Genomic DNA, 21,219 nt, shown 5'->3' on the forward strand with positions numbered 1-21,219 from the left:
GCACGCTTGTAGGGCGTCGAACACCGGACCCCCCTGAATCGAGTGACGCGATGAACATCCTGTACATCTTCGCGGCATCACTGAGCATCGTCATGATCGCTAACTTCGTGCTCACCGCACACATCACGAGCACCGCCCCCAGAAAGGGGGGCGGCGCGGAATGCGAATCTCCCGGCCCCCTCCTGCCGATCGGGTTCCGTGTCCCGGAGTTCGGCGCCCACACCGTGGACGGGGAGCCGATCTTTTCATGGGAGTTCGACCGGCCGACCGTGCTGGGGTTCTTCACCGCGGGATGTCCCCTGTGCGAGCAGGTGCTCCCCGAATTCGCCGAGGTCGCCAGAACGCTGCGCGCCGCGGGGACGAACGTGATCTCCGTGATCTCCTACGACGGCCACAACCCGCAGTGGCCGATCGGCGACTCCGCGACCGAGGCGCTCGCCAGACGGCTCGGCGCGGTGTCACAGGTCGTCCTGGAGTGGAGCGACGACGCCGTGACCACCGCCCTCCGCGCGACGACGCCGCCGGCGTTCTACCGCGTCGAGCGGACAGACGGAGAGCTGCGCGTCACCGGCCGCGCCTCGTCGCCCCGGTTCCTGTCCGGCCGGGAGGGACCCGACGGGACTTACTCGCCCAGGTCGTAGGTAGCCCCGCTCCGCGCGAGCTCGACCCGCCCCCCGAAGCCGCCTCGCGAGGCGTCGTCAAGGATCCGCCCGGGGTCGTACCAGGGCACGAGGTGGGTCAGCACCAGCGTGCCCACGCCCGCCCTGGCCGCGTGCTCGGCGGCCTGACGGCCCGTCAGGTGCAGGTCGACGGGGAGGTCGGGCTCGTCCAGGAAGGAGGCCTCGCACAGGAACACGTCCGCCCCGGAGGCGAGCTTGACCAACTCGGCCGACTCCCCCGTGTCACCGGAGTAGGCCACGGAACGCCCGCCGTACGAGACACGGAACCCGTAGGTCTCGACCGGGTGGTTCACCGGCGCGGCCGTCACCTCGAACGGGCCGACCTCGAAGACGCCGGGCGCCAGCCGTACGAAGTCGAAGGCCGTCTCCAGCCCTGGCTCGTCGGACATGCCGTAGGCGGCGGCGAGGCGGTGGGGCGCGCCGGCGGGCGCGTAGACCGGAACACGGGGGAACGGCCCCTCCGGGGAGTAGGTGCGCACCACGTGGTAGGGACAGATGTCAAGGCAGTGGTCGGCGTGCAGATGGGACAGGCAGATCGCATCCACGTCGTAGAGGCCGATGTGCCGCTGGAGCGCGCCCAGCGCGCCGTTGCCGAAGTCCAGCAGCATCCGGAACCCCTCGGCCTCCAGCAGGTAGCAGGAGGCGGGGCTGTCAGGGCCAGGAAAGCTCCCGGAGCATCCGATGATCGTCAGTTTCACGGCGGCCTCCTACTTGCTACTTGTCACTTTGTGTTCTCTGTGTCACGCGTCTCACGCCGCCGTCGGCGCGCGGGGTCACACGACGGGCTCCCGTGCTCCGAGGCCGTTCGCGGCGGGGCGCCCGAGCGGGGCGCAACCGTCGCCGAGGGCGTCTCCGACCGCCGCAAGCTCGACGGCCTGGATCTCGGGGCCGAGGAAGCGCTGGCCGAGCCGTGCGAAGAGGTCGGTGTCACCGGTGGTGGCGAACCTGTGCCTGGGGACGCCCCCGGTCGCGGCCAGGCCCCGGTCGTGCAGGATGCGGTAGACGTCCTTGGCCGTCTCGTCAGCGCTGGAAACCAGCGTGACACCGTCTCCCGCGACGTAGGAGATCGGCCCGGTGAGCAGCGGATAGTGAGTGCAGCCCAGGATCAGCGTGTCGCATCCGTCGCGCAGCACCGGTTCCAGGTATCCACGGATGGCTTCGATCAGTTCCTCGCTCGTCGTCTCCCCCCGCTCGACGAACTCCACCAGGCGGGGCGCGGCCACCCCGGTCAGCCTGACGTCGGGCGCGGCGGCGAACGCGTCCTGGTAGGCCATCGACTCGATCGTGGCCCTGGTCCCGATCACCCCGACCCTGCCGTTGCGGGTCGCCTGTACGGCCCGGCGCGTCGCGGGCTGGATGACCTCGACGACCGGCACGTCGTAGCGCTCACGCGCGTCCCGCAACACCGCCGCGCTGGCGCTGTTGCACGCGATCACCAGCATCTTGACGTCGTGCTCGACGAGGTGGTCCATCACCTCCAGCGCGTAGGCGCGGACCTGCGCGATGGTCTTGGGACCGTACGGCTGCCGCGCCGTGTCGGCCACGTAGAAGATCGACTCACTGGGCAGCTGGTCGATGATCGCCCTGGCCACCGTCAGGCCGCCGACACCGCTGTCAAAGATTCCAATGCTTGCTTGCGACACGGTTCCCAAGGTTAGGCGACCTGGGACGACGACTCACGGTAAGAATCCTCACAACACGATCAATCATGACGAAAGGATCAGCCGCGTCCCACCCGGGCGAGCTGCCGAGACTGGGCGACCAGGCGACCGGCGGAGTCCCAGACCTCGACCTCCTCGTCGAACCAGCCGTCGCCGATCATCCGGCCGCTGCCGAGCAGGGTGAGCCAGCCGGGGGCGGGCAGGGCGCGCAGGTGCCAGGTGAGGTCGACGGTGGGAGCCCAGCCACGGGCGCCCGCGGAGAAGACGACCGGCGGAAGGACGTCCACGGCCATCGCCAGCACGTAGGGGTCGGGATCCTTCGGCTCGGCCAGCCGGAAGTAGGCGCGGGTCTCGGGGCGTCCCGTGGGGTTGCCGTGGAGCCAGCCGATGGTCGGCGGGTCGAAGGCCAGCTCCATCCGCGCGTTGAGGGTCAGGCCCGACTCGGGTGCGGGGGCGGGCAGCATGAGGCACTGTTCGATGGGCGGCATGACGGCCGAGGGACCGTCCGTCCAGTCGGGGGCGACGTCGTTCAGCGTCGCGGTCGTGACGAGGGTCTCGATGAACGCGGTGCCGTCCTGGACCAGGGTCGCCCGGGTCATCGCCGCGGTCCGGCCCGCCTTGAGCTGCTCAAGCCTGACCCGGGCCGGGCCGGGAGTGACGGCCCGCAGGAACTGCGCGCTGGTGGTCACGGGATGCTCGTGCGGGGAGGCGTCCATGACGGCGCGCAGGAGCACGGCCATCAGGTAGCCGCCGTTGAGCGGTCCTCCGACGGCGTATCCGGGATCCAGGTGCACGTCATAGGTGTTCTCGTCCACCCGCACCGCCCGCGTCGCCTCGTCGAACTTCGTCATTCACACCCTCGCCGTCACCAGTGGGGCTTCACGACGCCCCCGACCACCCGAACTATATTCCGGATCTGCCACCTTCACACTTCCGGCATATTGCGCATTTCACCGATGCCGAACGTCCGTGTCGCCCCATGCGACACGCGTACCGCCTCGCCGGATGGTCGCATTAGACGGAACAACAGCCTGGTTAGTTTGCTGCAAGCGGATTGCTACCGATGTGCACTAACTTTTCGGGTATCCACGAAGTCCACACTGTGAGTGAGCATGCCTGCCAACAATCCCCCCAACCAGCCGCCCACTCCGGGTCAAGAGCCCGACCGGACGATCGCCTATCGGCCGCAGTCCCAGGGGTATCCCCAGGAGGGCGGTTACCAGCAGCAGGGCCAGCCTGGATACCCGCAGCCCAGCGCGGGGGGTTACCAGCAGCAGGCCCAGCCCGGCTACCCGCAGCCCGCCGGCTACCCGCAGAACTACGGCCAGCAGGCCGCTCCTCAGCAGGGGGGCTACCCGCAGCAGAACTACGGGCAGCAGGTCCAGCCTGGCTACCCGCAGCAGGCCTACGGGCAGCAGGCCGCCTACCCTCAGCCCGCCGGCTACCAGCAGAACTACGGCCAGCAGCCGAGCTGGCAGCAGCAGGGCCCCGACTTCCTCGGCTCGGGACAGCCGCCCGCCCCGCCCGCGAAGAAGGGCAAGGGCTGGCTGATCGCGGTGATCGCCGCACTGGTCGTCGCCCTCGTCGGCGGTGGCGGCGCCTTCGCGGTCAGCCTGCTGAGCGGTGGCGGCACCCAGCCGCACGACGTGCTGCCCGGTGACGCGCTCGGCTATGTGCGTCTCGACCTCGACCCGGCCGCGAACCAGAAGCTCGCACTGTTCAGCATCGCCAGGAAGTTCAGCGTCACCAAGTCCTCCTTCAGCGGCGACGACCCGCGCAAGGCGCTCTTCGACCTGCTCAAGCAGGACAGCGGGAACCTGGAGAAGGTGAACTACGCCACCGACGTCGAGCCGTGGCTCGGGGACCGCGTCGGCGTCGCCGTACTCGCCCCGGCCAAGACCGGCGGCGAGCCGGGATTCGTCGTAGCCGTGCAGGTCACCGACGAGACCAAGGCGAAGGCCGGGATCGCCAAGCTGATGAACGGCGGCAAGTACGGCATCGCGTTCCGCGAGGACTACGCGCTGCTCGCCGAGACCCAGGACCAGGCCGACCAGGCCGTCAAGGCCGCGCCGCTGTCCGACAACGCCAACTTCTCCGACGACCTGAACGCCCTCGGCGAGACCGGCGTGCTCTCCTTCTGGGTCGACGCGGGCAGGGTCGCCGGTTTCGCCCCCGAGCTGGCCGCCCAGAACCCCGAGGCGCTCGCACAGATCAAGAACGTCAGGGTCGCGGGCGCGCTGCGCTTCGACGGCGACTACGTCGAGCTGGCCGGCGTCACCCGTGGCGCGCAGAACCTGGACATGGGCCAGCCTGAGGTTTCCAAGATCGGCGCACTCCCGGCCTCGACCGCCGCGGCCGTCTCGTTCTCCGGCCTCGGCGACATCGTCGGCAAGCAGTGGACCCAGATCCTGAAGTCCGCCGACCAGAGCGGCGCCGGTTTCCAGCAGTTCGCCGACCAGGCCCAGCAGACGTACGGCCTGAAGCTCCCCGACGACCTGACGACGCTGCTCGGTAAGAACCTGACCCTGGCCCTGGACGCGAACGGCCTGGACGGCAACCAGCCGAAGTTCGGCGCGCGCATCACCACCGACCCGGCCAAGGCCCAGGAGGTCGTCGGCAAGGTCGAGAAGTTCCTCGCCGACTCCGGCACCGCCGTTCCGCAGCTCGCCAAGGTCCCGGGAGACGGCACCTTCGTGCTGGCCAGCTCCCAGGAGTACGCCGCCGAGCTGGCCAAGGACGGCGGCCTCGGCGACGACGAGGGCTTCAAGCTCGCGGTCCCCGACGCCGACAAGGCGACCTTCGCCGCCTACGTCGACCTCGACAAGATCGAGAAGCTCTACCTGCAGAACCTGCAGGGCGAGGAGAAGGCCAACCTCCAGGTGCTGAAGGCCGTCGGCATCAGCGGAACCCAGACGGGCCCCGACGCCACCTTCTCCCTCCGGCTGGTGCTCAACTAATGACCCCTCACCCGGCCGGGTGATCCACTCGGCCGAGCGAGAGTCCCACCGAACCACGACGGGCGGGCGTTCTCCGGAACGCCCGCCTTGTCCGGTCGAGATCCCTCTCCGTGGTCCCACACGAGCGGCCGGCTCTTCGCGGAGTACGGCGGAGACCGGCGCGGCTGGGCGAGCACCGGAGGCAGCCCCCGGAACCGGACACCCTCGCCTTCAGCCTCTGAGGCGGGCGGAGGTGCCCGGAGCCGCCGCTGACGATAATGGGCAGAAGACGGTCTCCATGGCCTTGAACATGGCTTCGGCCGGCTCGCTGATGTCCTTGACGCTCAGGGTGGCCGACATCGAGAACTGGAGGTGGCCGTCTTTTGTGAAGAAGGTCATGGCGAGGTAGCCGGCGGTGGTCCCACCCATGACGAAGGCGTCGAGTTTGCCGTCGCAGAAGCCGGGGCCGCCTTCGCCCGGGGGCGGGTCACTGGGCAGCCGGTCGGTCAGGACTCGCTGGAGTGCCGGCGGCAGCAGCTTGCCCTGGGTGAACGCCCGTTTGAAGACGCTCACGTCGTGCGCGGTGGAGACCACCCCTCCGGCCGCTCCGCCGAAGCCGGCGTTGAACTGATCCACATCGCGCAGCCTGCCGTTGGCGTCGGGGTAGTAGCCGTGGCCGTGCGGCCCCTTGATGCCCTCCGGCGGCTTGACGGGAAGGTAGGTCTTGGTCATCCCGAGCGGGCCGAACAGGTGCCTGTGCAGCTCGGTGGCCAGGTCGTGGCCGGTCAACCTCTCAATGATCATGCCGAGGAGGGTGTAGTTGGTGTTGGAGTAGGAGTACTTCTCGCCCGGTTCCCCGGTCCGGGGCCGGCCGCGGCTCCACTTCACCAGATCGAGCGGCTGATAGTGGGTCGTGAAGTCGAACACGTCGAACGAGACGTCTCCCTCGCTCCCGTCCGGGTTTGGCTCGTCGGCGTACCAGTCGGGAATGCCGGAGGTATGCCGGAGCATCTGCCGTACCGTGATCTCGTCGGCCCGCGTCACCAGATCCTCATTCGCCACCGTCGGCAGCAGGTCGCCGAGCTTGTCATCCACGCCCAACCTGCCCTCCTTGACCAGTTGCAGCACCACGGTGGCCACCATCTCCTTGGTCTGTGACCCGATCCGGAAGCGAGCGTTCGCGGGTATCCTCCCGCCCCTGCCGCCCAGCAACCGGGAGCCCGCGCTGCCCAGCCCGATGGATCTCCCATCGACGTAGGCCCCGCCGACGGCCCCCACAACCCCGGGAACCCTGGCCAGCTCCTCCATCGCCTTCTGCACGGTCCCGACCTGCGCCGGGGCGGCGGCGGCAGGCCCGGCATGGGCCATCATCACAATGGCGGCACCGGCGACACCCGCGGCGCCCCGGAGCAGCGAACGCCGGTTCCATTCTCCGTTATTGGTCACGCCTTCCCCTTTTCATGATCATCTTCGCTGTGGCTTTCTGCCTGACGGACGGTCACAGCAGCTCCGGCCGGCTCATCTCGCCCTGCTTGATGAGGGCGACGCCTCCGTACCTCGGCCGCCGTCAACCCCGTCCACTGTCGGCTGGCCGTATCCTCGCTTCGTCCGCGCCATGTCTTGTTTGTGTCACGGCCGCGCCGACGGTGGCCGTCGTCGAGAAACCGCGACATGCGGCAGACAACGCGCGTATTCGGCACCAAGACCACGGCGATCTGCCCGAAGTAGTGGACAGGTCGCTACCGTTACCCCGGGCAGTTCCGGAGGCGGACGCTCTGCCCAGCACCGGCGACGGTGATCTGGGCAGGGCTTTCCAGCACCGTGGCGGCGGCCGTGCACACGATCTGCGCGACGGCCAGTGTGGACAGTTCGCCGGCCGGAGTGGACAGGGTCACCACCAAGCGGCCGGTCGGCTTGGCGGTCACCGAGAACGGGTCGGCGCCGGGTGGGACGTCGGTGGTGAGTCCGTGTGCCTGTTCCGTCGCGGTGGGTCCGGCTGCCAGCAGTGCGAGCGTGTCCGCTTGGGACAGTCCACGACCGGGCCGCGTTACCGCGCTGAGCCGGCCGTTCTTCACCAGGTAGAGGGTGATCTTCATGGCTGGTGCGACGGTTGGTCCGACGGTTGGTGCGACGGCTCCGCTCGGCGGGTCGCCGGCGGAGATGGCGTCGCTGGGTTGCACGCCGCAGCCGGCCACGGCGACGAGCGATACGAGGCCCGCGGCGAGCACGCGGCGGGCGAGCCCGGTCCTCACTCGGGGCCCCCGTCCAGATCGGGTACCGGATCGTGTGCTCGGCGTGGCAGGCGCAACGTGAAGATGGCGCCGCCGTCCGGGGCGTTGGTGACGGTGAGGTCGCCTTGATGCAGGCGCGCGTTCTCCCGCGCGATGGCGAGGCCGAGGCCGCTGCCCTCGGACCTGGCCCTGGCCGCATTGGCCTTGTAGAACCGGTCGAACACGTGCGGCAGCACCGCTTCGTCCAGCCCTGGGCCGTGGTCGCGAACCTCGAGAGCGATCCAGTGCGGGTCGGCAGACAGCCGTACCGACACCGGTGGCTCGCCGTGCCGCAGGGCGTTGCCGACCATGTTCGCGAGGATGACGTCCACTCGGCGCGGGTCCAGCCGTGCCGTCACCGCGGGTGGAAGCTCGGTGTGCACCGGCTCCGACCAGCCCCGGGCCCGCAGGGTCGCGCGCACCAGCTCGGCCACGTCGATCTCGTTCAGCGCGAGGGCCGCCACACCGGAGTCGAACCTGCTGATCTCGATGAGGTCGTTCACCAGAGCGGTGAGGTTGAGCGTCTCCTGGCTGACCAGCCGGGCGGCCCTGCCGGCGGGCTCGGGCAGCCCGGCCGCCTCCTCGTCCAGGACGTCGGCGACCGCGGCGAGCGCGGCCAGCGGGGTGCGCAGCTCGTGGGACACGTCGGCCACGAACCGGCGCGCGTCGGCCTCCATCTCGCGCAGCTGCGTGACGTGCCGTTCCAGCTCCGCGGCGGTGTTGTTGAACGTGTGTGCCACCTCGGCCAGCTCGTCGGAGCCGCGCACCACGATCCTGGTCCGCAGCTCGCCCTCGCCCAGCAGGCGTGCCGCCCGGCCGAGCTCGCGCACCGGGCGCAGCACACCCCGGGTGGCCAGCAACGCCAGGACGATCGCGAACGCCAGGGCCACCCCGCCGGTGAGCCAGGCGCGTGCGGCGAGCTCGTCGATGCTGCGCTGTTCGGCAAGCAGGCTGCGTGCGGCGTAGACCTCGATACCCGATACCCGCGCCGTGCCGTCCGGCTCGGCGATCAGCAACGGCGCGCCGATGATCAGCCAGGGCACGCCCTGCCACACCACGCGTTGCCACGCGATCTTGCCGTCGGCCACCACCCGCCGCAACTTCGGGGAAATCACCCCGAGATCCGGGGCCAGCACCCTCCCGCCCGGCCTCCCTGGTCCCGGCGGGGCCAGCGCCCTCCCGCCCTGCCTCCCGGGCCCCGGCGGAGCGACCGGCGAGTGCATCTCGCGGTAGACGGCGACCGCAAATTCCACGCTGTTCTGGTCGGGCACGGCGGCGGCGATGTCGCCGAGCTCGGCAGGGCCCGGCGTCGCACTCCGCAACGGGTAGAGCGCCTGCAGGCGGCTTTTCATCGCCTGCACCGTGGCATCCTGGGTCCGCTGCAGGATGGCGATGCGGGCCTCGAGGTAGCTCCCGCCGGCCACCGCCGCCGCGGTGACCACGCACAGCAGTGCGAACGCGAACAACAGCCGGGCACGCAGCCCCAGGCTCGGCCGAGGTGCCATCGGCCGCTTCACACCGGCCCGAACCGGTACCCGAACCCACGTACCGTCTGCACGTAGACGGGCGCCGCCGAGTCGTCCTCGATCTTCGCGCGTAACCGCTGCACGCACGCGTCCACGAGACGCGAGTCGCCGAAATACCCGTGCTCCCACACCGACTCCAACAGCTGCTGGCGGCTGTGCACCCGGCCCGGCGTGCCGGACAGCTCGAGCAGCAGGCGCCGCTCGGTCGGGGTGAGGCCGACCGGCACGCCGCACTTGGCGACCACCAGCCCGGCCCGATCGATGGTCAGGTTCCCGTACCGCTCCAGCTCCGCCTGATCCCGGCCGATCCGCCGGAGCACCGCGCGAATGCGTGCCTCGAGCACCCTGGGCCGCACCGGCTTGACCACGTAGTCGTCGGCGCCCGCCTCCAACCCGGCCACCACGTCGATGTCATCACCGCGCGCCGTCAGCATGATGATCGGTACCTCCCTGGCGGCCCGGATGCGGCGGCAGACCTCGAACCCGTCCATGCCAGGCAACATCAGATCGAGCACGACGACGTCGGGAAGGTCCATACGCAGCCGGTCCAGCCCCTGCTCGCCGGACTCCACCGCGCTCACCCGGTACCCATGCCGGGTCAAGGCCAGCTCAAGGCCCTCCCGCACGGCCGGGTCATCCTCGATCAACAACACTCGCGACACGCCACCGAGTTTCACAGCACGCTCCGTACCTCGCCCGCCGGTCAACCTCATCCACTGTCGGCCGGCCGTGTCCCCGCCTCGTCAGTGCCATGTCATGGTTGTGTCACGGTCGCCACCGTCGAGAAACGGTGACAAACGGCGGACAAAGCACGCACATTCGGCGCCAATCGTAGTCGCCATGAACGAACCACACACCCTCCCACCTCGGCCTCGTGACCGGCTGTTCGCCGCGGCCACGCTGGCACTCGCCGTTCTCCTACTGCCCGCGGCGTTCGCCCGGCATCCCGGCCGCGCCCGCGAACTGGCCTGCCGCTGGGCGTTGCGGATGCGATTTCCCGCCGAGGACCTCACCGGGCTCACCGACGGCGCCCTGGCGGCGTTCACCGCGGCGCGCACCGAGGCGCTCTGGCGTCACGGCCAGCTCATCGGCCTCACCTCGGGATACCGCGATCCCGTTGTCCAGCAACGGATGTTCGACGAGGAGGTGCGCCGCTCCGGCTCCCCGGCCCTGGCACGAATGCTCGTGCTACCACCGGCGCAATCCAGCCACGTCAAGGGCATCGCGCTGGACGTGCGCCCCCGCGAAGGCGCGCGCTGGCTCGAGGAACACGGCGCCCGCTACGACCTCTACCGCATCTACGACAACGAATGGTGGCACTTCGAGCACCGCCCAGACAGCGGTGGCATGCCACCACGACGACTACCCCACCCCGGCGTGGGCCACGTCATCGAGAACGGAGACCAGATGGACGAGTCGTCCAGCACCTGCAGTAGCCGGGCTGCCGCGATCGCAGCGGCAGGATCCCCTCACCGCCGGCTTGCGCCAGTCCCGTGATGCCGGGGTTCGGTGCATCGCGGGCGTATCGAAAGTCGCATACGCCACCGCAACAGTCCTCCGTCTTCAGCGAAGGCATGGACCACAGCGCATCAACAGTCAGTCTGACGATCGGGAAAGGACCGTGATCATGGACTCGGATTCCGTACGTGGTATCGACCGGCGGCGGCTGCTCGGGTGGGGCGGGTTGGCGGCCGCCGGCGTGGTGGCGGCCGGTGCGCCGCCGGTGGGCGCCCAGCCCGGCCACGCCGCCCCGGCCCCAACCGCCCCCGACGCAATCCCGCCGGACACCCGGCCCGGCGGGGCCTACGACCGGTACGTGGCGAAGCTGGCCGCCGAGGACAAGTTCTCCGGCGTGGTGCTGCTGTCGCACCGGGGCCGGACCGTGCTGTCCCGCAGCTACGGCATGGCCGACAGGGAGAAGGGGATCCCCAACCACAAGGGCGTCGCGTTCAACCTCAGCTCGGCGGGCAAGCCGTTCGGCGCGGTGGCCATCTTGCAGCTGGCGCAGCAGGGCAAGGTGAAGCTGTCGGACACGGTGGGCACCTACCTGACGGGCTTCGCCAAGGAGATCGCCGAGCAGGTGACCATCCACCACCTGCTCTCCGGCACCTCCGGGCTGAACTCCCCGGAGGAGGACCTGCAACGCATCTTCCAGAGCCGGGAAGAGGTGCACGAGTTCTACGAGCAGTGGGCCCGGCAGTCGAAGCAGGTGGCTCCCCCCGGCACTCCCACCGATCACGCCGGCTCCGAGGTCGCCATCCCCGCGCTGATCGTGGAGGCCGTAACCGGCAAGACGTACTGGAACTACGTCGAGGAACACATCTTCGGGCGCTGCGGCATGACCGGCACGGCGTTCTACACCAGACCGCAGTGGCTCACCGACGAGCACATCGCACACTCGTACATGCGGCAGGCCGACGGCAGCGTGGTGGACGCCGTCCGCAACCTGGACAAGGGCAGCCCGGACCCGTACCAACTAGGCAAGAACCCGGGCCGCCTCTTCATCGATGCCCCCGGGGACGGCGGCTTCGCCACCGCGCCGGATCTGGTCCGGTTGTTCGCGCACGCGCTGGGCGACGGCACGGTGCTGGAGCGCCCCTGGGCCGAGGTGCTCACCGGGGCCAAGATTCCCCACGGGGAGCACTCGTTCGGGGCTTACACGATGCCGACCAGCATCGTCAACGGCCAGTGGGTGATCGGGCGCGCCGGCGTCAACCCCGGCAGCGCCGCCAGCTGGAACATCTACCCGTACACCGGCTGGGTCGGCGTCATCCTCAGCAACTGCGACCGCGTGCCGTTCCGGGAGATCATCCAGCGGGAGATACAGGCCGTCACCGGGGGTTCGCCCGGCGGCGGGGGTGGCTGAGGTGGTCCGGCGGCTGACACTAAGAGAAGGGATCTCCTGAGCCCGGCGTGCCAGACGCGCTCCGGCCGATCTTGTCGAGCAGAAGCTTCGCGGCCAGCTCCGCCCCGTCGGTGCGGACCGTCTCGGCCACGACGGCCGCGCGGGCACCGGTCTCGGGGGCCAGGGCGATCTTGAGTACGGCCGACAGCGACTCGGCGGTCGGCGTCGGACCGTCGTGTCCCGTGCCGATGCCCAGCTCGGATACCCGGCCCGCCCAGTACGGCTGGTCCGCGACCTGGGGCACCAGCACCTGCGGTGCCCCGGCACGGGCCGCCGTCGTCGTGGTGCCCGCGCCGCCGTGGTGCACAACCGCGGCCACCCGACGGAACAGCGCCTGCTGGTTGACCTCGCCGACGACGAAGCAGTCATCCCGGTCATCGATCCGGGCCAGGTCGGCCCAGCCACTCCCGAGCAGAACGCGGCGACCCTGTGTCCGGACCGCTTCGATGACGGCCCGGGAGAGGTCCTGGGCGTTCGCGCCTCGCATCGGCATGCTGCCGAAGCCCACGTACACCGGCTCTGCACCGGCGGCCAGGAACGCCTCCAGGTCACCCGGAAGCGGGCGCTCGTCCATCCGGATCCATGCGCCGGTCTGCGCCACGTCGAGCTCCGCCGTCTCCTGCCACGGCCCCAGGACCGGGTCAACCGCGAGGAACGGGTGATCGGTGAAGACATGGTCGCGGATGCCGTCCACCGGCGGCAGGCCGATCGAGATCCGGTGGGCATTGATCATGTCGCCGAACAGCGCGTTCTTGTGCTCGGCGTTGAGGTCCCACAGCTCCCGGTTGTCGGTCACCTCCGCGGGGATCACCTGGCCCGGCCAGGGGCGAGGCGGGTGGTGCGGCGACGGCAGGTAGCACGGGGACAAGGACGTGAACACATAGGGCACGCCCAGCTTCTCGGCCGCCGCCCGCGCACCGGCCACGGCCGGGAACGAGCCGGTGGCCACCACTGCGGCGCAGCCCTCGGCCACCGCGACGACCGCCTCGTAGGCCATGGCGGTCAGCTCGGCGGCGATGTCGGACAGGCCCGCCTGCGCCTTGCCGGGGACCGCCCCCGTCGCCAGCGCGCGGATCGGCCAGCCGACGGGAGTCAGTGGCACGTCGACACTGTCCAGCAGCTCCGCGAAGTCCGGCGGCGCGCACACCCGCACCTCGGCGCCGAGAGCCTGTAGCTGCAGCGCCAGCCCCAGCATCGGCTCGACGTCCCCGCGCGACCCGTAGGTCATCAACACAACGTGCATTCCGCAGCCCCCACTTTCCGTACGTTCCGGCGTCGAGGGGTGATTGTGCGGTATGACCGGGGCCTTGTGGCAAGGCCCCCTATGCGCTATATGTTGGTAGTGGCAAGGAGCGGATATCCCCCTTGCCCTTTTTTATTGCTTCGCCGCCCAGTAGGTAGCCCCTCCCGCCTGGGAGACGACTCCCATAAGGGATCGCCCAGCAGTTCGCGAGACACCGGTCGAGTTCGGCGCGGCGGCTGTCGTCAGGCTTGAGCTGCCGAACACGGGCAATGACATCGAACTCGGGAGCGGGCGACGCCAGCGTGGATCAACGACCCAGACAAACGGGAGAAGCAGACACAGAACAACTGAAGTGACCGTGTCTCACCAAGCTTGACAAGTTCCGTCCCGCGAGCGCCTCTCTGACTGTTCCCGCCGCCGGTTCACATGATGAGGACCCGGGCATGGCCGCTCGGTTGATCAGGCCGACTCTTCGAAGTCGCCGTTCTTGATGTCTCCGATGAAGGCGCGCCACTGAGAAGAAGTGAAGATCAACGCGGGACCGCTTCGGTCCTTGCTGTCACGAACACCGACACGTCCACTGGCCAGCGAGGCGACCTCAACACAACTGCCACCATTCCCACCGCTGAGTGTGCTCTTGCGCCAGACGGCCCCGGACAGCTCTTTATGGGACACCCAAATCCCTTCTTTCCGCACTAGAGATCTTCTTCGGCGAACTTCGCGATCATGGCAACTGACTCCCGTGGATCAAGAGCCGAAGCGCGCAAATGGTCATATGTCAGCGTATACGCCCTTAGTTCTTCGGGCTTCTCCAGATAAAGGCTGCCGGTCACGTACTCCACATAGGCGACCTCGTTCTCTCCTTCGGAGAAGGACAGGATGGCGAACGATCCGAGCATCGCAGCATGGGCACCCACCGCGTACGGCAGAACCTGAAGGGTCACGTTTGGCTGAGCCGAGATATCCACAAGGTGCCTGAGCTGCTTTTTCATCACCTGCGCGCCACCGACGCGGCGGCGCAGAGCGGCCTCATTCATGATCGCCCAGAGATGCATGGGCCGTTCGGATCGAGTGAGGACGCCTTGGCGGGCCATTCGCAAGCTGACGTGACGCTCTATCTCGTCAGGTGCATCAGTCACCTGTGCCGCCTGATAGATGGCGCGAGCGTAGTCTTCGGTCTGCAGGAGACCGTGGACAAGCTCAGGCTCGTAGTTCCGAAGCGACGACGCCTCCGCTTCGAGTCCTACGTAGACCTGGAACCACTGCGGGATGACGTCGTTGTAAGCGTGCCACCATCCTCGCTCCTTCGCCTGTTTCGCCAGCTGAAGGAGTGCTTCGTATTTGGCTCCCTCGCGAAGCCCGTAGAGCTGGAGCATGGCGCGGACATCGTTGACGGAGATCCGCAGCGTCCCTCCCTCCACCTTGGTCATCCTGGACGTGGACCAGTCCATGTGAGCGGCCACTTCCTCCTGCTTGAGACCGGCCTCGCCCCGGAGTCGTCGCAGCTCTTGTAGCAACCGACGGTGGCGGACCGTCGGCGAGAAGCCAGCCAAGAGTCTCCCTCCCTCTACCTATCTGTCCGTGCACGCATCGTAGTGAATCTTTGACCGATTGTGGCAAAGTGCTTGCAGGTTCACTTTTGCAGGTGCAAATTCAGCATGTGCCTTCCGGCGGGTGGAGGGTACCGCCGCCACCGGAAGCCACGTCGCTCGTTCCGTCCTGTTCCTGACGACGAAGACGCCACGACAAGACGGCCAAGGCTGGCGACGAACAGCTTCGAAGTTCATTAGGGGATGGACGGCAGATGAGAGCGAACACCCAGGAAGGGTGGGGTGGCTATCTGGTGAGGCTGGCGTGGGAGTTGGACGAGTTGGGGTTCGACTCCACGGTCAGGTTTCCTCCCGGTGGACCGCCGAGCCTGGAGATCTTCGCCCCCTCGGAGCGGCCGGAGGGCTGGGGCGTGCGGCGGGGCCGCGCCTCGGCCTTCGTCCGGAACCGATGGCGCGGGTGGAGCCGGCGGGAACGGCAAGGCCGGGATCGAGGGCAGGGCGGGGCCATCTGGCCACGGGGGCGGGAGGTCTCCGAGCGGGTCCTGAGAGCGGCGCGGATCCTGGAAACGGCACGGATTCCGGAAGCGGTTCGGATTCCGGGAGCGGCGCGGTGAGGGCACTGGGGCTGCTGGGGCAGGTGGACCTGCCCGCGGAGGACGCGGCCGTCCCCCGCGCCCGCCGCTACGTCCGCGACCTGCTGAACGGCGTCGGCCACCCCCAGGCCGACGACGCGCTGTTGCTGGTCAGCGAACTCGTCACGAACTCCGTACGCCACTCCGACTCCGGCCGCGCCCCCGGAGGGCGGGTCGTCGTGGCCGCCTCCGTCCATAATGGAACGCTCCATATCGAGGTCATCGACGCCGGATCGGCCGGGCGGCGGCCGTACGTCTCCTCCGATGTGAGCCCCGACAGCGGCGGCGGGCGCGGGCTGTGGCTGGTCCAGGAGCTGTCCTCGGCCTGGGGCTGGTACGAGACGACGGCCGGTCGCGTGGTCTGGTTCCAGCTGGCGAGCCGTGAAGTCCAGGAGGTCCCGACGTCACAGAGACGCGGGGGCGACGCCGGCGAGCTTGGCGAGGAAGCGGTCGATCTGCTCCTCCAGCGGGGGCCAGGGAAGGTCGGGCTGGTTGACCCGCATGGAAACGGAACCGTGGACGGCCGACCTCAGGTCGAGTGAGACCAGCGCGGCGTCGTCGGCGGGGGCGAGCCCGGCGTCCATACACCGCTGGACCGCGACGGTGGTGCGCTCGGCCAGCTCCCGCTTGAACGACATGTCAGCCCGCTGGTTGAGGGTGCTCTCGTGGAGCACCTTGTAGAGGCCCGCGTGCTCGCGGACCCAGGTGCCGAGGAACAGCAGCCGGGCGCGGAGCCCGGCCACCGGGTCGGCAGAGGCAACCTCGACCTCGTCGAGAGAACACACCAGGTCGTGGGTGCAGCGCTCCAGGGCGGCGAGCACGAGGGCGTCCCGGTCGGCGAAGTGGATGTAGACGGAGGTCGCGGCGATGCCGACCTCGCGCGCCACGGCGCGCAGTGACAACGCCTGGTCGTCGCCGAGCTCGTCCAGCATCCGCAGGGCGGCGGAGACGATGTCCTCTCGCAGCCGTTCCCCCTGGCCTCGGGGGTTGCGGCCCCGGGAGCGGTCCCGGGTGTCGCCCTGGGGCGCCTGAGTGCCGCCCCGGGATGCCCGGGTGTCGTCCTGGGGGGTGGATGAGGTCGCGTCCATGACCGCCATTGTATTGAGACAACCGTTGCACTACAGTCGTAGCGCTACAGCTGTTCACTCAAGGAGGAAGTCATGAATTCTCCGTCCGAGACCCAGGTGAAGGCGCTGGACCCGGTGTTCGCGGAGATGAGCGCCGCCACCGACCGCGAGGTCTGGGAGGGGATCCCGGAGCTGACCACGCGGGAGAAGATCCTGCTGTGCCTCGTCGCCGACGTCTGCCAGCAGACCCTCGGGCTGCCCTTCGAGACGCACGTGACGATGGCGGCGGAACACGGCCTCTCCGCCGACGACCTCCGGGAGCTGCTCCGCTTCATCTCCTACGACAGCGGCTACCCGGCGGCACTGGCGGCACTGGTCCGCCTGGTCGACATCGAGCGTGAACGGGGCCTGGCAGGGCCCGTGGGACAGGGCCACCCCCTGAATCTGGACGATGCGGGAAGCCCGATCCCCGCGCCGATCCGGCAGGCCGTACGCGACCTCGACGCCCCTTTCGCCGACTACATGGACCTGCAGTCACGCATGCGCGGGGGCATGCGGCGGATCAGTCCTCGTGAGCGCGCGTTCGCGACGATGACCGTCGACGTCCTGTACCAGACGCTGGAGGAGAGCTTCCGCACCCATGTGACGCGCGCCATCGGCACGGGCGCCACCCCCGACGAGGTTCGTGCCGTCGTACGGTTCTCCGCCCAGTTCGGCATGACGAAGGCATGGCGCGGCCTCTGGGTGCTCAACGCGCTCCTCACCGAGACCGGAACGGTCTCCGCCTGACCGGGCCGGTCCCGCCGGGGCTTGGTGAGACGGGGGCACCGCCGGCCCACAGCCGACAGTGATCCACATCACAGTCCCGCGAGCGGAGAACCCTGGGCCACCCGGTGGGCTACTCACCGGGCAGATCCTCGCGCGACCAGGGATCACCTCAGCTACACGGACCGAGAACCCTTAAAAGGAGAGCACCGTGAACAAGAGAACGATCGCCGCGATCGCCGGAATGGGCCTGATCGTCGGAACGCTCGCCCTGGGAGGCAGCGGCGCGCTCGCCAGCGACAGGGACGACACGCCCGGCGAGGTCACCGCCGCGACGGCCACGCCGCAGCCGCCGCAGGGCGCCAGGGCGGTCGTCCAGCTCAGCCCCAACCCCGCCAAGGCAGGCCAGGAGGTGACGATCACCGGTAACTGCGGCGGCGGAAAGAAGCTCAGCGCGGTAGCCAGCGGATACGGCAGCGTGACCGCGCTGGAGAACGTCCAGATCCTCAACGACGACCCGAACGGATTTGTGGCGAAGGGGACCGTCTCCTCTGAAATCGGGGGCGGAGTCGGCCCCGTCTTCGTCGACTGCGACGGCGAGGCGGGAGTGGCCCTCCTGGTCACCCACGTCTGATACGGAAGGAGAATCGTCCGGTTCATGGGACGGCCAGGAGCCGGTTGAACCGATCACGCGACGTTGAACCGATCACGGGGAAGCGACGTTTCACCGGTGTGAGGCGTCTCCCCGCGATCTCGATCGCTCTGGCCGTGATCGTGACGTGTGCCACGACTGTGCTGGTCTCACGATCAGTGGCCGGATCAGCGTCCGTGCCGCCATCGTGCCCACAGCGGTGGGGCGGGGACGCACCGGGCGGCTGGGTGCCCGGCGTCACCGACGTCGCCGGGGCCGAGAAGTCACTCGTGCCCGGCGAGCCGGTCGCGGCGATGATCTGCGCCTACCCCGGGGACAACGCACAGCCGGGCGGCGAGCGGCTCTCCGGATCCCGGACCCTGGCGGGTGGGGCCGGGGCGATGGCCCACGACCTGGACTACCTTCCTGCGGGCACGGCCGCGTACGGGGGACCGTGCACGCTGATGGGCGGGCCGATGACGAACTACCTCATCCGCTTCGTCTACGCCGGCGGAAGCGTCCTGTGGGTGGGCAGTGCCGAGGAGGTCAACTCCTGTGTGACGACCACGAACGGCACGGTCAGCAGCCACTCCTACGTCGGGCGGGACATCGCCGCCGCCTACCGGACGGGAAGGTGGGAGCCCGTACGGCCCGCCGACCCCTGCCGGGAACAGCCGACCGGACGCCGGGGCCAGGACAGGCGGATGGTGCCCGACGGTCCCGTGTCGGTCCTGGTGTGCGGGCAAACCTCCCGACGCATCGGAGAACCTCCCCGGCAGGAGTTCGACGGGAGGACGGCCGAGACTCTAACCGAGGCCCTGAACTCCCTGGCCAGCCGACCGAGCGACAACACCTGCCAGAAGATCGAGGGGGTGGGAAACCGGTCGTTCCGGCTCCTGTTCCGTTACGCGGACGGCCCGCCCGCGAACGTCTGGATCTTCACCGGTTGTGTCCCCGGGGCGGACAACGGGCTGCTCCAGGCGGATCTCAGCGACTCCCTCCGCACCCGGATGCGGGCCATCCCGCTCGCAGAGGAAACGGGCACTCCTTGATCACGACGTGCTGATCGGTACGGCGGGCACCGAAGGCGACGGTGTTCTCCGGAACACCCTGGGACTCTCCGCCCCTCCGACTCTCCGGAACGCCCTGGGACTCTCCGGTGGCGATCAGGATGGGCGTCGGCCGCCATCGGCGGGGAGCCACGCCGCGAGGGCGTCGAGGATCGCGCCGAGCCCGAACTCGAACTCGTCGCCGAAGTCGTAGCCGGGCCGCAGGACGTGCTCGGTCGCCATCTCGACGAGGTGGGGGTACTCGCCGGGGGAGAACCCCTGCATGATCGGTTCGGTGACCTCGGTGGCGGTGTCGGGGCCCTGGAAGGGCAGCGAGGCCTCCTGGAGCGCGAATCCGTACACATAGCTGTCGAGCAGGGCGCAGGCGTGGGCGGTCATCTCCACCGAGAAGCCCGCCCCGCGCAGGGTGCCGATGGTCTGGTCGTGGTGTCGTAGCGTCGCGGGGCCGGGAGTGGCCCGTGACTCCAAAAGCCCGATCGCCCAGGGATGGCGCCCCAGCACCCGGCGGGCCGAGATCGCCCGCAGACGCATCTCCGAGCGCCAGTCGCCACCGGGTGACGGCAGGTCGATCTCACCGAAGACCAGATCGACGATGCCGTCGAGAATCTCCTCCTTGTTGGAGACGTAGTAGTAGACCGACATGGGCTTGGCGTCCAGTTCGCGGGCGAGTGAGCGGATCGTCAGCGACCCGAGTCCTCCCGCGTCGGCGACCTCGACGGCGGCGCGCAGCACCCGTTCACGGCTGAGCGGAACACGGTCCCGAGCGCCGCCGCTGATCGGCTTCGACACCTTACCTCCCGGCGATAGCGCGTCCGTACTTAGTACGATACCTTCTTCGTACTAAGTACGATGACCACGTCCGGTCACCTGTGAGGAAAGAAGCCATGTCGACGAGAACCATCGGAAGAATCGTGGGAGCCCTGTTCCTACTGGCGTTCGTCGTGTACATCGCGGGCGGCGCCCTGGCCGGTGCCGAGCCGCAGGCCACGGACACGCTGTCCACCGTGGCGGACGACCAGACGCGACTGTCAGTGGGAGCCCTGCTGATGCTGGTCAACTCCGCCGTCGTCATCGGCATCGGAGTGCTGACGCTGCCCGTGCTGAGACCGCACGGCGAGATCTCCGCCTACGCGTATCTGGCCGGCAGGACGGTCGAGGCGGTGGTGCTCGCCGTCGGAATCGTCTTCCTGCTGCTTCTGGGGCCGCTCGCCCAGGAGTACGTCCACGCCACCGGTGACACCTCGGTTCTGTCGGCGCTGGGACGGATCGCGAAGGAGGGGAACCGATACTGCTACCAGATCGCGATGATCTCGGCCGGAGTCGTCGGCATGCTGTTCTGCCGCGTGCTGTTCCGCGCACGGCTGGTGCCCCGCTTCATGGCGGTGTGGGGACTGGTCGGCTACGCCGTCTTCCTGGCCGGGATGATTCTCGACGTCCTCGGCTATGGCGTCGGCGTGTTTCTGGCGGTGCCGGGGGGCCTCTTCGAGGTCGCCCTGGGAGCACTGCTCATCGTGAAGGGGTTCGCCACCGGGCAGGGCCGAGACCGCGACGGACTGGCCGGTGACCCGCCGCCCACCGCCACGGCATCCCTCGCGCCACACATCGCCTGACGAGACCCGCCCTGGGGCGGATCGCCCGGCGGCCCGCCCGGGCGCGGCGAACAGCCAGGACAAGCCTGTCCCGAGGACGCTGCTGCTGATCGACGAGCACGAGATCGCGGTCGGCTTCGACATCGCCGCCACTCCTGCCGACGGCTACCTCGTCCGGCAGAAGCTGAAGGCCGACACGCTCGAGCGGGCTCTGGTACAGCTCGCGTCGGGGGAGATGCCGCTGCCCGCCGATCTCGGGCGGATGCTGATCAGCCGCGGCCCGGCCCTCGCGTTCGGCTCCGCGCGGCTCACCTTCCGTGAGCAGGAGGCGCTGACCCACCTCGCCCACGGGCTGAGCAACCGGCAGATCGCCACCCGCATGAGGATCTCGGAGCACGGCGCGAAGCGCCTGGTGAGCAGCCTTCTGCTGAAGCTCGGTGCGAACAACCGCACGGCCGCGGTGGTCACGGCCATCAAGTACGGGCTGGTGGGAGGGGCCGTGATGAGCACGAGCTGATGGCGCCGCCTGCGGCGTCGCGGGCTTGGGCGCTCCAGTGCCGGTGTCTTCCCTCGTCGCTCATCCGCTTCGCTCCCTGCTCATTTGCGACGCCTGGCGGCGTCGCGGGCTTGGGCGCCCCCGGTGCCGGTGTCTTCCCTCGTCGCTCATCCGCTTCGCTCCTTCGCTCCTCAGTCC

Annotated in this window: 22 protein-coding genes and 1 pseudogene; 11 read left to right on the forward strand and 12 right to left on the reverse strand. The window is 69.2% G+C overall.

What is annotated here, in order from left to right; translation table 11 throughout:
- The first annotated feature begins 50 nt into the window (after nt 1–50).
- A complete protein-coding gene (locus AB0395_RS14735) occupies nt 51–641 on the forward strand; it encodes a redoxin domain-containing protein (RefSeq protein ID WP_366280764.1) in 591 nt (196 codons plus the stop codon).
- On the opposite strand, the gene AB0395_RS14740 is transcribed toward AB0395_RS14735, so the two are convergent.
- The 3 genes from AB0395_RS14740 to AB0395_RS14750 form a co-directional block, all read right to left on the reverse strand.
- On the reverse strand, nt 623–1,378 hold the full coding sequence (locus AB0395_RS14740; RefSeq protein WP_366280766.1) for an MBL fold metallo-hydrolase: 756 nt from the start codon (nt 1,376–1,378) through the stop codon (nt 623–625). The two genes, AB0395_RS14735 and AB0395_RS14740, sit on opposite strands and share 19 nt — an antisense overlap.
- A gap of 75 nt (nt 1,379–1,453) precedes the next feature.
- The gene (murI, locus tag AB0395_RS14745; RefSeq protein WP_366280768.1) at nt 1,454–2,323 is read right to left on the reverse strand and encodes a glutamate racemase; all 870 of its coding nucleotides are present in this window, start codon (nt 2,321–2,323) and stop codon (nt 1,454–1,456) included.
- 77 nt (nt 2,324–2,400) lie between these two features.
- Nucleotides 2,401–3,192, reverse strand: coding sequence for a thioesterase family protein (locus tag AB0395_RS14750; protein ID WP_366280769.1), 792 nt, complete (start codon nt 3,190–3,192; stop codon nt 2,401–2,403).
- A 261-nt stretch (nt 3,193–3,453) separates the two neighbouring features.
- Here AB0395_RS14750 and AB0395_RS14755 point away from each other — a divergent pair, with 261 nt between their 5' ends.
- A complete protein-coding gene (locus AB0395_RS14755; protein WP_366280771.1) occupies nt 3,454–5,298 on the forward strand; it encodes a DUF3352 domain-containing protein in 1,845 nt (614 codons plus the stop codon).
- 210 nt (nt 5,299–5,508) lie between these two features.
- On the opposite strand, the gene AB0395_RS14760 is transcribed toward AB0395_RS14755, so the two are convergent.
- The 4 genes from AB0395_RS14760 to AB0395_RS14775 all read right to left on the reverse strand — a co-directional run bounded on the left by AB0395_RS14760 (nt 5,509) and on the right by AB0395_RS14775 (nt 9,735).
- Nucleotides 5,509–6,723: a serine hydrolase domain-containing protein gene (locus tag AB0395_RS14760; protein WP_366280772.1), complete on the reverse strand. Its 1,215-nt coding sequence runs from the start codon at nt 6,721–6,723 to the stop codon at nt 5,509–5,511.
- A 299-nt stretch (nt 6,724–7,022) separates the two neighbouring features.
- Nucleotides 7,023–7,529: a hypothetical protein gene (locus AB0395_RS14765; protein ID WP_366280773.1), complete on the reverse strand. Its 507-nt coding sequence runs from the start codon at nt 7,527–7,529 to the stop codon at nt 7,023–7,025.
- The gene (locus AB0395_RS14770; protein WP_366280775.1) at nt 7,526–9,052 is read right to left on the reverse strand and encodes a HAMP domain-containing sensor histidine kinase; all 1,527 of its coding nucleotides are present in this window, start codon (nt 9,050–9,052) and stop codon (nt 7,526–7,528) included. The genes AB0395_RS14765 and AB0395_RS14770 overlap by 4 nt, the downstream gene beginning before the upstream one ends.
- Before the next feature lie 8 nt (nt 9,053–9,060).
- On the reverse strand, nt 9,061–9,735 hold the full coding sequence (locus tag AB0395_RS14775; protein WP_366280776.1) for a response regulator transcription factor: 675 nt from the start codon (nt 9,733–9,735) through the stop codon (nt 9,061–9,063).
- A gap of 178 nt (nt 9,736–9,913) precedes the next feature.
- On the opposite strand from AB0395_RS14775, the gene vanY-N reads away from it, so the two are divergent.
- Both vanY-N and AB0395_RS14785 read left to right on the forward strand, forming a co-directional pair.
- Entirely contained in the window at nt 9,914–10,570 is a 657-nt protein-coding gene (vanY-N, locus tag AB0395_RS14780) for a D,D-peptidase/D,D-carboxypeptidase VanY-N (RefSeq protein ID WP_366280778.1), read from the forward strand.
- Between the two features lie 130 nt (nt 10,571–10,700).
- Nucleotides 10,701–11,939 (forward strand): serine hydrolase domain-containing protein, encoded by a 1,239-nt coding sequence (locus tag AB0395_RS14785; RefSeq protein WP_366280780.1) that lies wholly within the window; start codon nt 10,701–10,703, stop codon nt 11,937–11,939.
- Nucleotides 11,940–11,958: 19 nt separating this feature from the next.
- Here AB0395_RS14785 and AB0395_RS14790 read toward each other — a convergent pair whose 3' ends face one another.
- From AB0395_RS14790 to AB0395_RS14800, 3 genes are all read right to left on the reverse strand, one after another.
- Nucleotides 11,959–13,206 carry a glycosyltransferase gene (locus AB0395_RS14790; protein WP_366280781.1) on the reverse strand — a complete coding sequence of 416 codons (1,248 nt, stop codon included), beginning with the start codon at nt 13,204–13,206 and terminating at the stop codon, nt 11,959–11,961.
- Nucleotides 13,207–13,680: 474 nt separating this feature from the next.
- On the reverse strand, nt 13,681–13,917 hold the full coding sequence (locus tag AB0395_RS14795; protein ID WP_366280783.1) for a DUF397 domain-containing protein: 237 nt from the start codon (nt 13,915–13,917) through the stop codon (nt 13,681–13,683).
- On the reverse strand, nt 13,917–14,774 hold the full coding sequence (locus tag AB0395_RS14800; RefSeq protein WP_366280785.1) for a helix-turn-helix transcriptional regulator: 858 nt from the start codon (nt 14,772–14,774) through the stop codon (nt 13,917–13,919). Before AB0395_RS14800 ends, AB0395_RS14795 begins: the two co-directional genes overlap by 1 nt.
- A 251-nt stretch (nt 14,775–15,025) precedes the next feature.
- Between AB0395_RS14800 and AB0395_RS14805 the strand changes: the two genes are divergently transcribed.
- Together AB0395_RS14805 and AB0395_RS14810 are read left to right on the forward strand one after the other, a co-directional pair.
- A complete protein-coding gene (locus AB0395_RS14805) occupies nt 15,026–15,385 on the forward strand; it encodes a hypothetical protein (RefSeq protein WP_366280787.1) in 360 nt (119 codons plus the stop codon).
- Nucleotides 15,386–15,408: 23 nt separating this feature from the next.
- Nucleotides 15,409–15,765: pseudogene (locus tag AB0395_RS14810) on the forward strand (ATP-binding protein); the annotation flags it as partial.
- A 42-nt stretch (nt 15,766–15,807) separates the two neighbouring features.
- On the opposite strand, the gene AB0395_RS14815 reads toward AB0395_RS14810, so the two are convergent.
- A complete protein-coding gene (locus tag AB0395_RS14815) occupies nt 15,808–16,491 on the reverse strand; it encodes a TetR/AcrR family transcriptional regulator (protein ID WP_366280788.1) in 684 nt (227 codons plus the stop codon).
- 72 nt (nt 16,492–16,563) lie between these two features.
- On the opposite strand from AB0395_RS14815, the gene AB0395_RS14820 reads away from it, so the two are divergent.
- From AB0395_RS14820 to AB0395_RS14830, 3 genes are all read left to right on the forward strand, one after another.
- Nucleotides 16,564–17,259, forward strand: a complete 696-nt coding sequence (locus AB0395_RS14820) for a carboxymuconolactone decarboxylase family protein (protein ID WP_366280789.1) — start codon at nt 16,564–16,566, stop codon at nt 17,257–17,259.
- A 187-nt stretch (nt 17,260–17,446) separates the two neighbouring features.
- On the forward strand, nt 17,447–17,869 hold the full coding sequence (locus AB0395_RS14825) for a hypothetical protein (protein ID WP_366280791.1): 423 nt from the start codon (nt 17,447–17,449) through the stop codon (nt 17,867–17,869).
- 245 nt (nt 17,870–18,114) lie between these two features.
- Entirely contained in the window at nt 18,115–18,918 is an 804-nt protein-coding gene (locus AB0395_RS14830; RefSeq protein ID WP_366280792.1) for a hypothetical protein, read from the forward strand.
- Nucleotides 18,919–19,032: 114 nt separating this feature from the next.
- Here AB0395_RS14830 and AB0395_RS14835 read toward each other — a convergent pair whose 3' ends face one another.
- Nucleotides 19,033–19,725: a TetR/AcrR family transcriptional regulator gene (locus tag AB0395_RS14835; protein WP_366280794.1), complete on the reverse strand. Its 693-nt coding sequence runs from the start codon at nt 19,723–19,725 to the stop codon at nt 19,033–19,035.
- A gap of 95 nt (nt 19,726–19,820) precedes the next feature.
- On the opposite strand from AB0395_RS14835, the gene AB0395_RS14840 reads away from it, so the two are divergent.
- Entirely contained in the window at nt 19,821–20,546 is a 726-nt protein-coding gene (locus tag AB0395_RS14840) for a DUF4386 domain-containing protein (protein ID WP_366280796.1), read from the forward strand.
- Nucleotides 20,497–21,042, forward strand: a complete 546-nt coding sequence (locus tag AB0395_RS14845) for a LuxR C-terminal-related transcriptional regulator (protein WP_366280797.1) — start codon at nt 20,497–20,499, stop codon at nt 21,040–21,042. The genes AB0395_RS14840 and AB0395_RS14845 overlap by 50 nt, the downstream gene beginning before the upstream one ends.
- The last annotated feature ends 177 nt before the right edge of the window (nt 21,043–21,219 follow it).

Origin of the sequence: Streptosporangium sp. NPDC051023 (genome assembly GCF_040689595.1) — a bacterium.
GTDB lineage: Bacteria > Actinomycetota > Actinomycetes > Streptosporangiales > Streptosporangiaceae > Streptosporangium.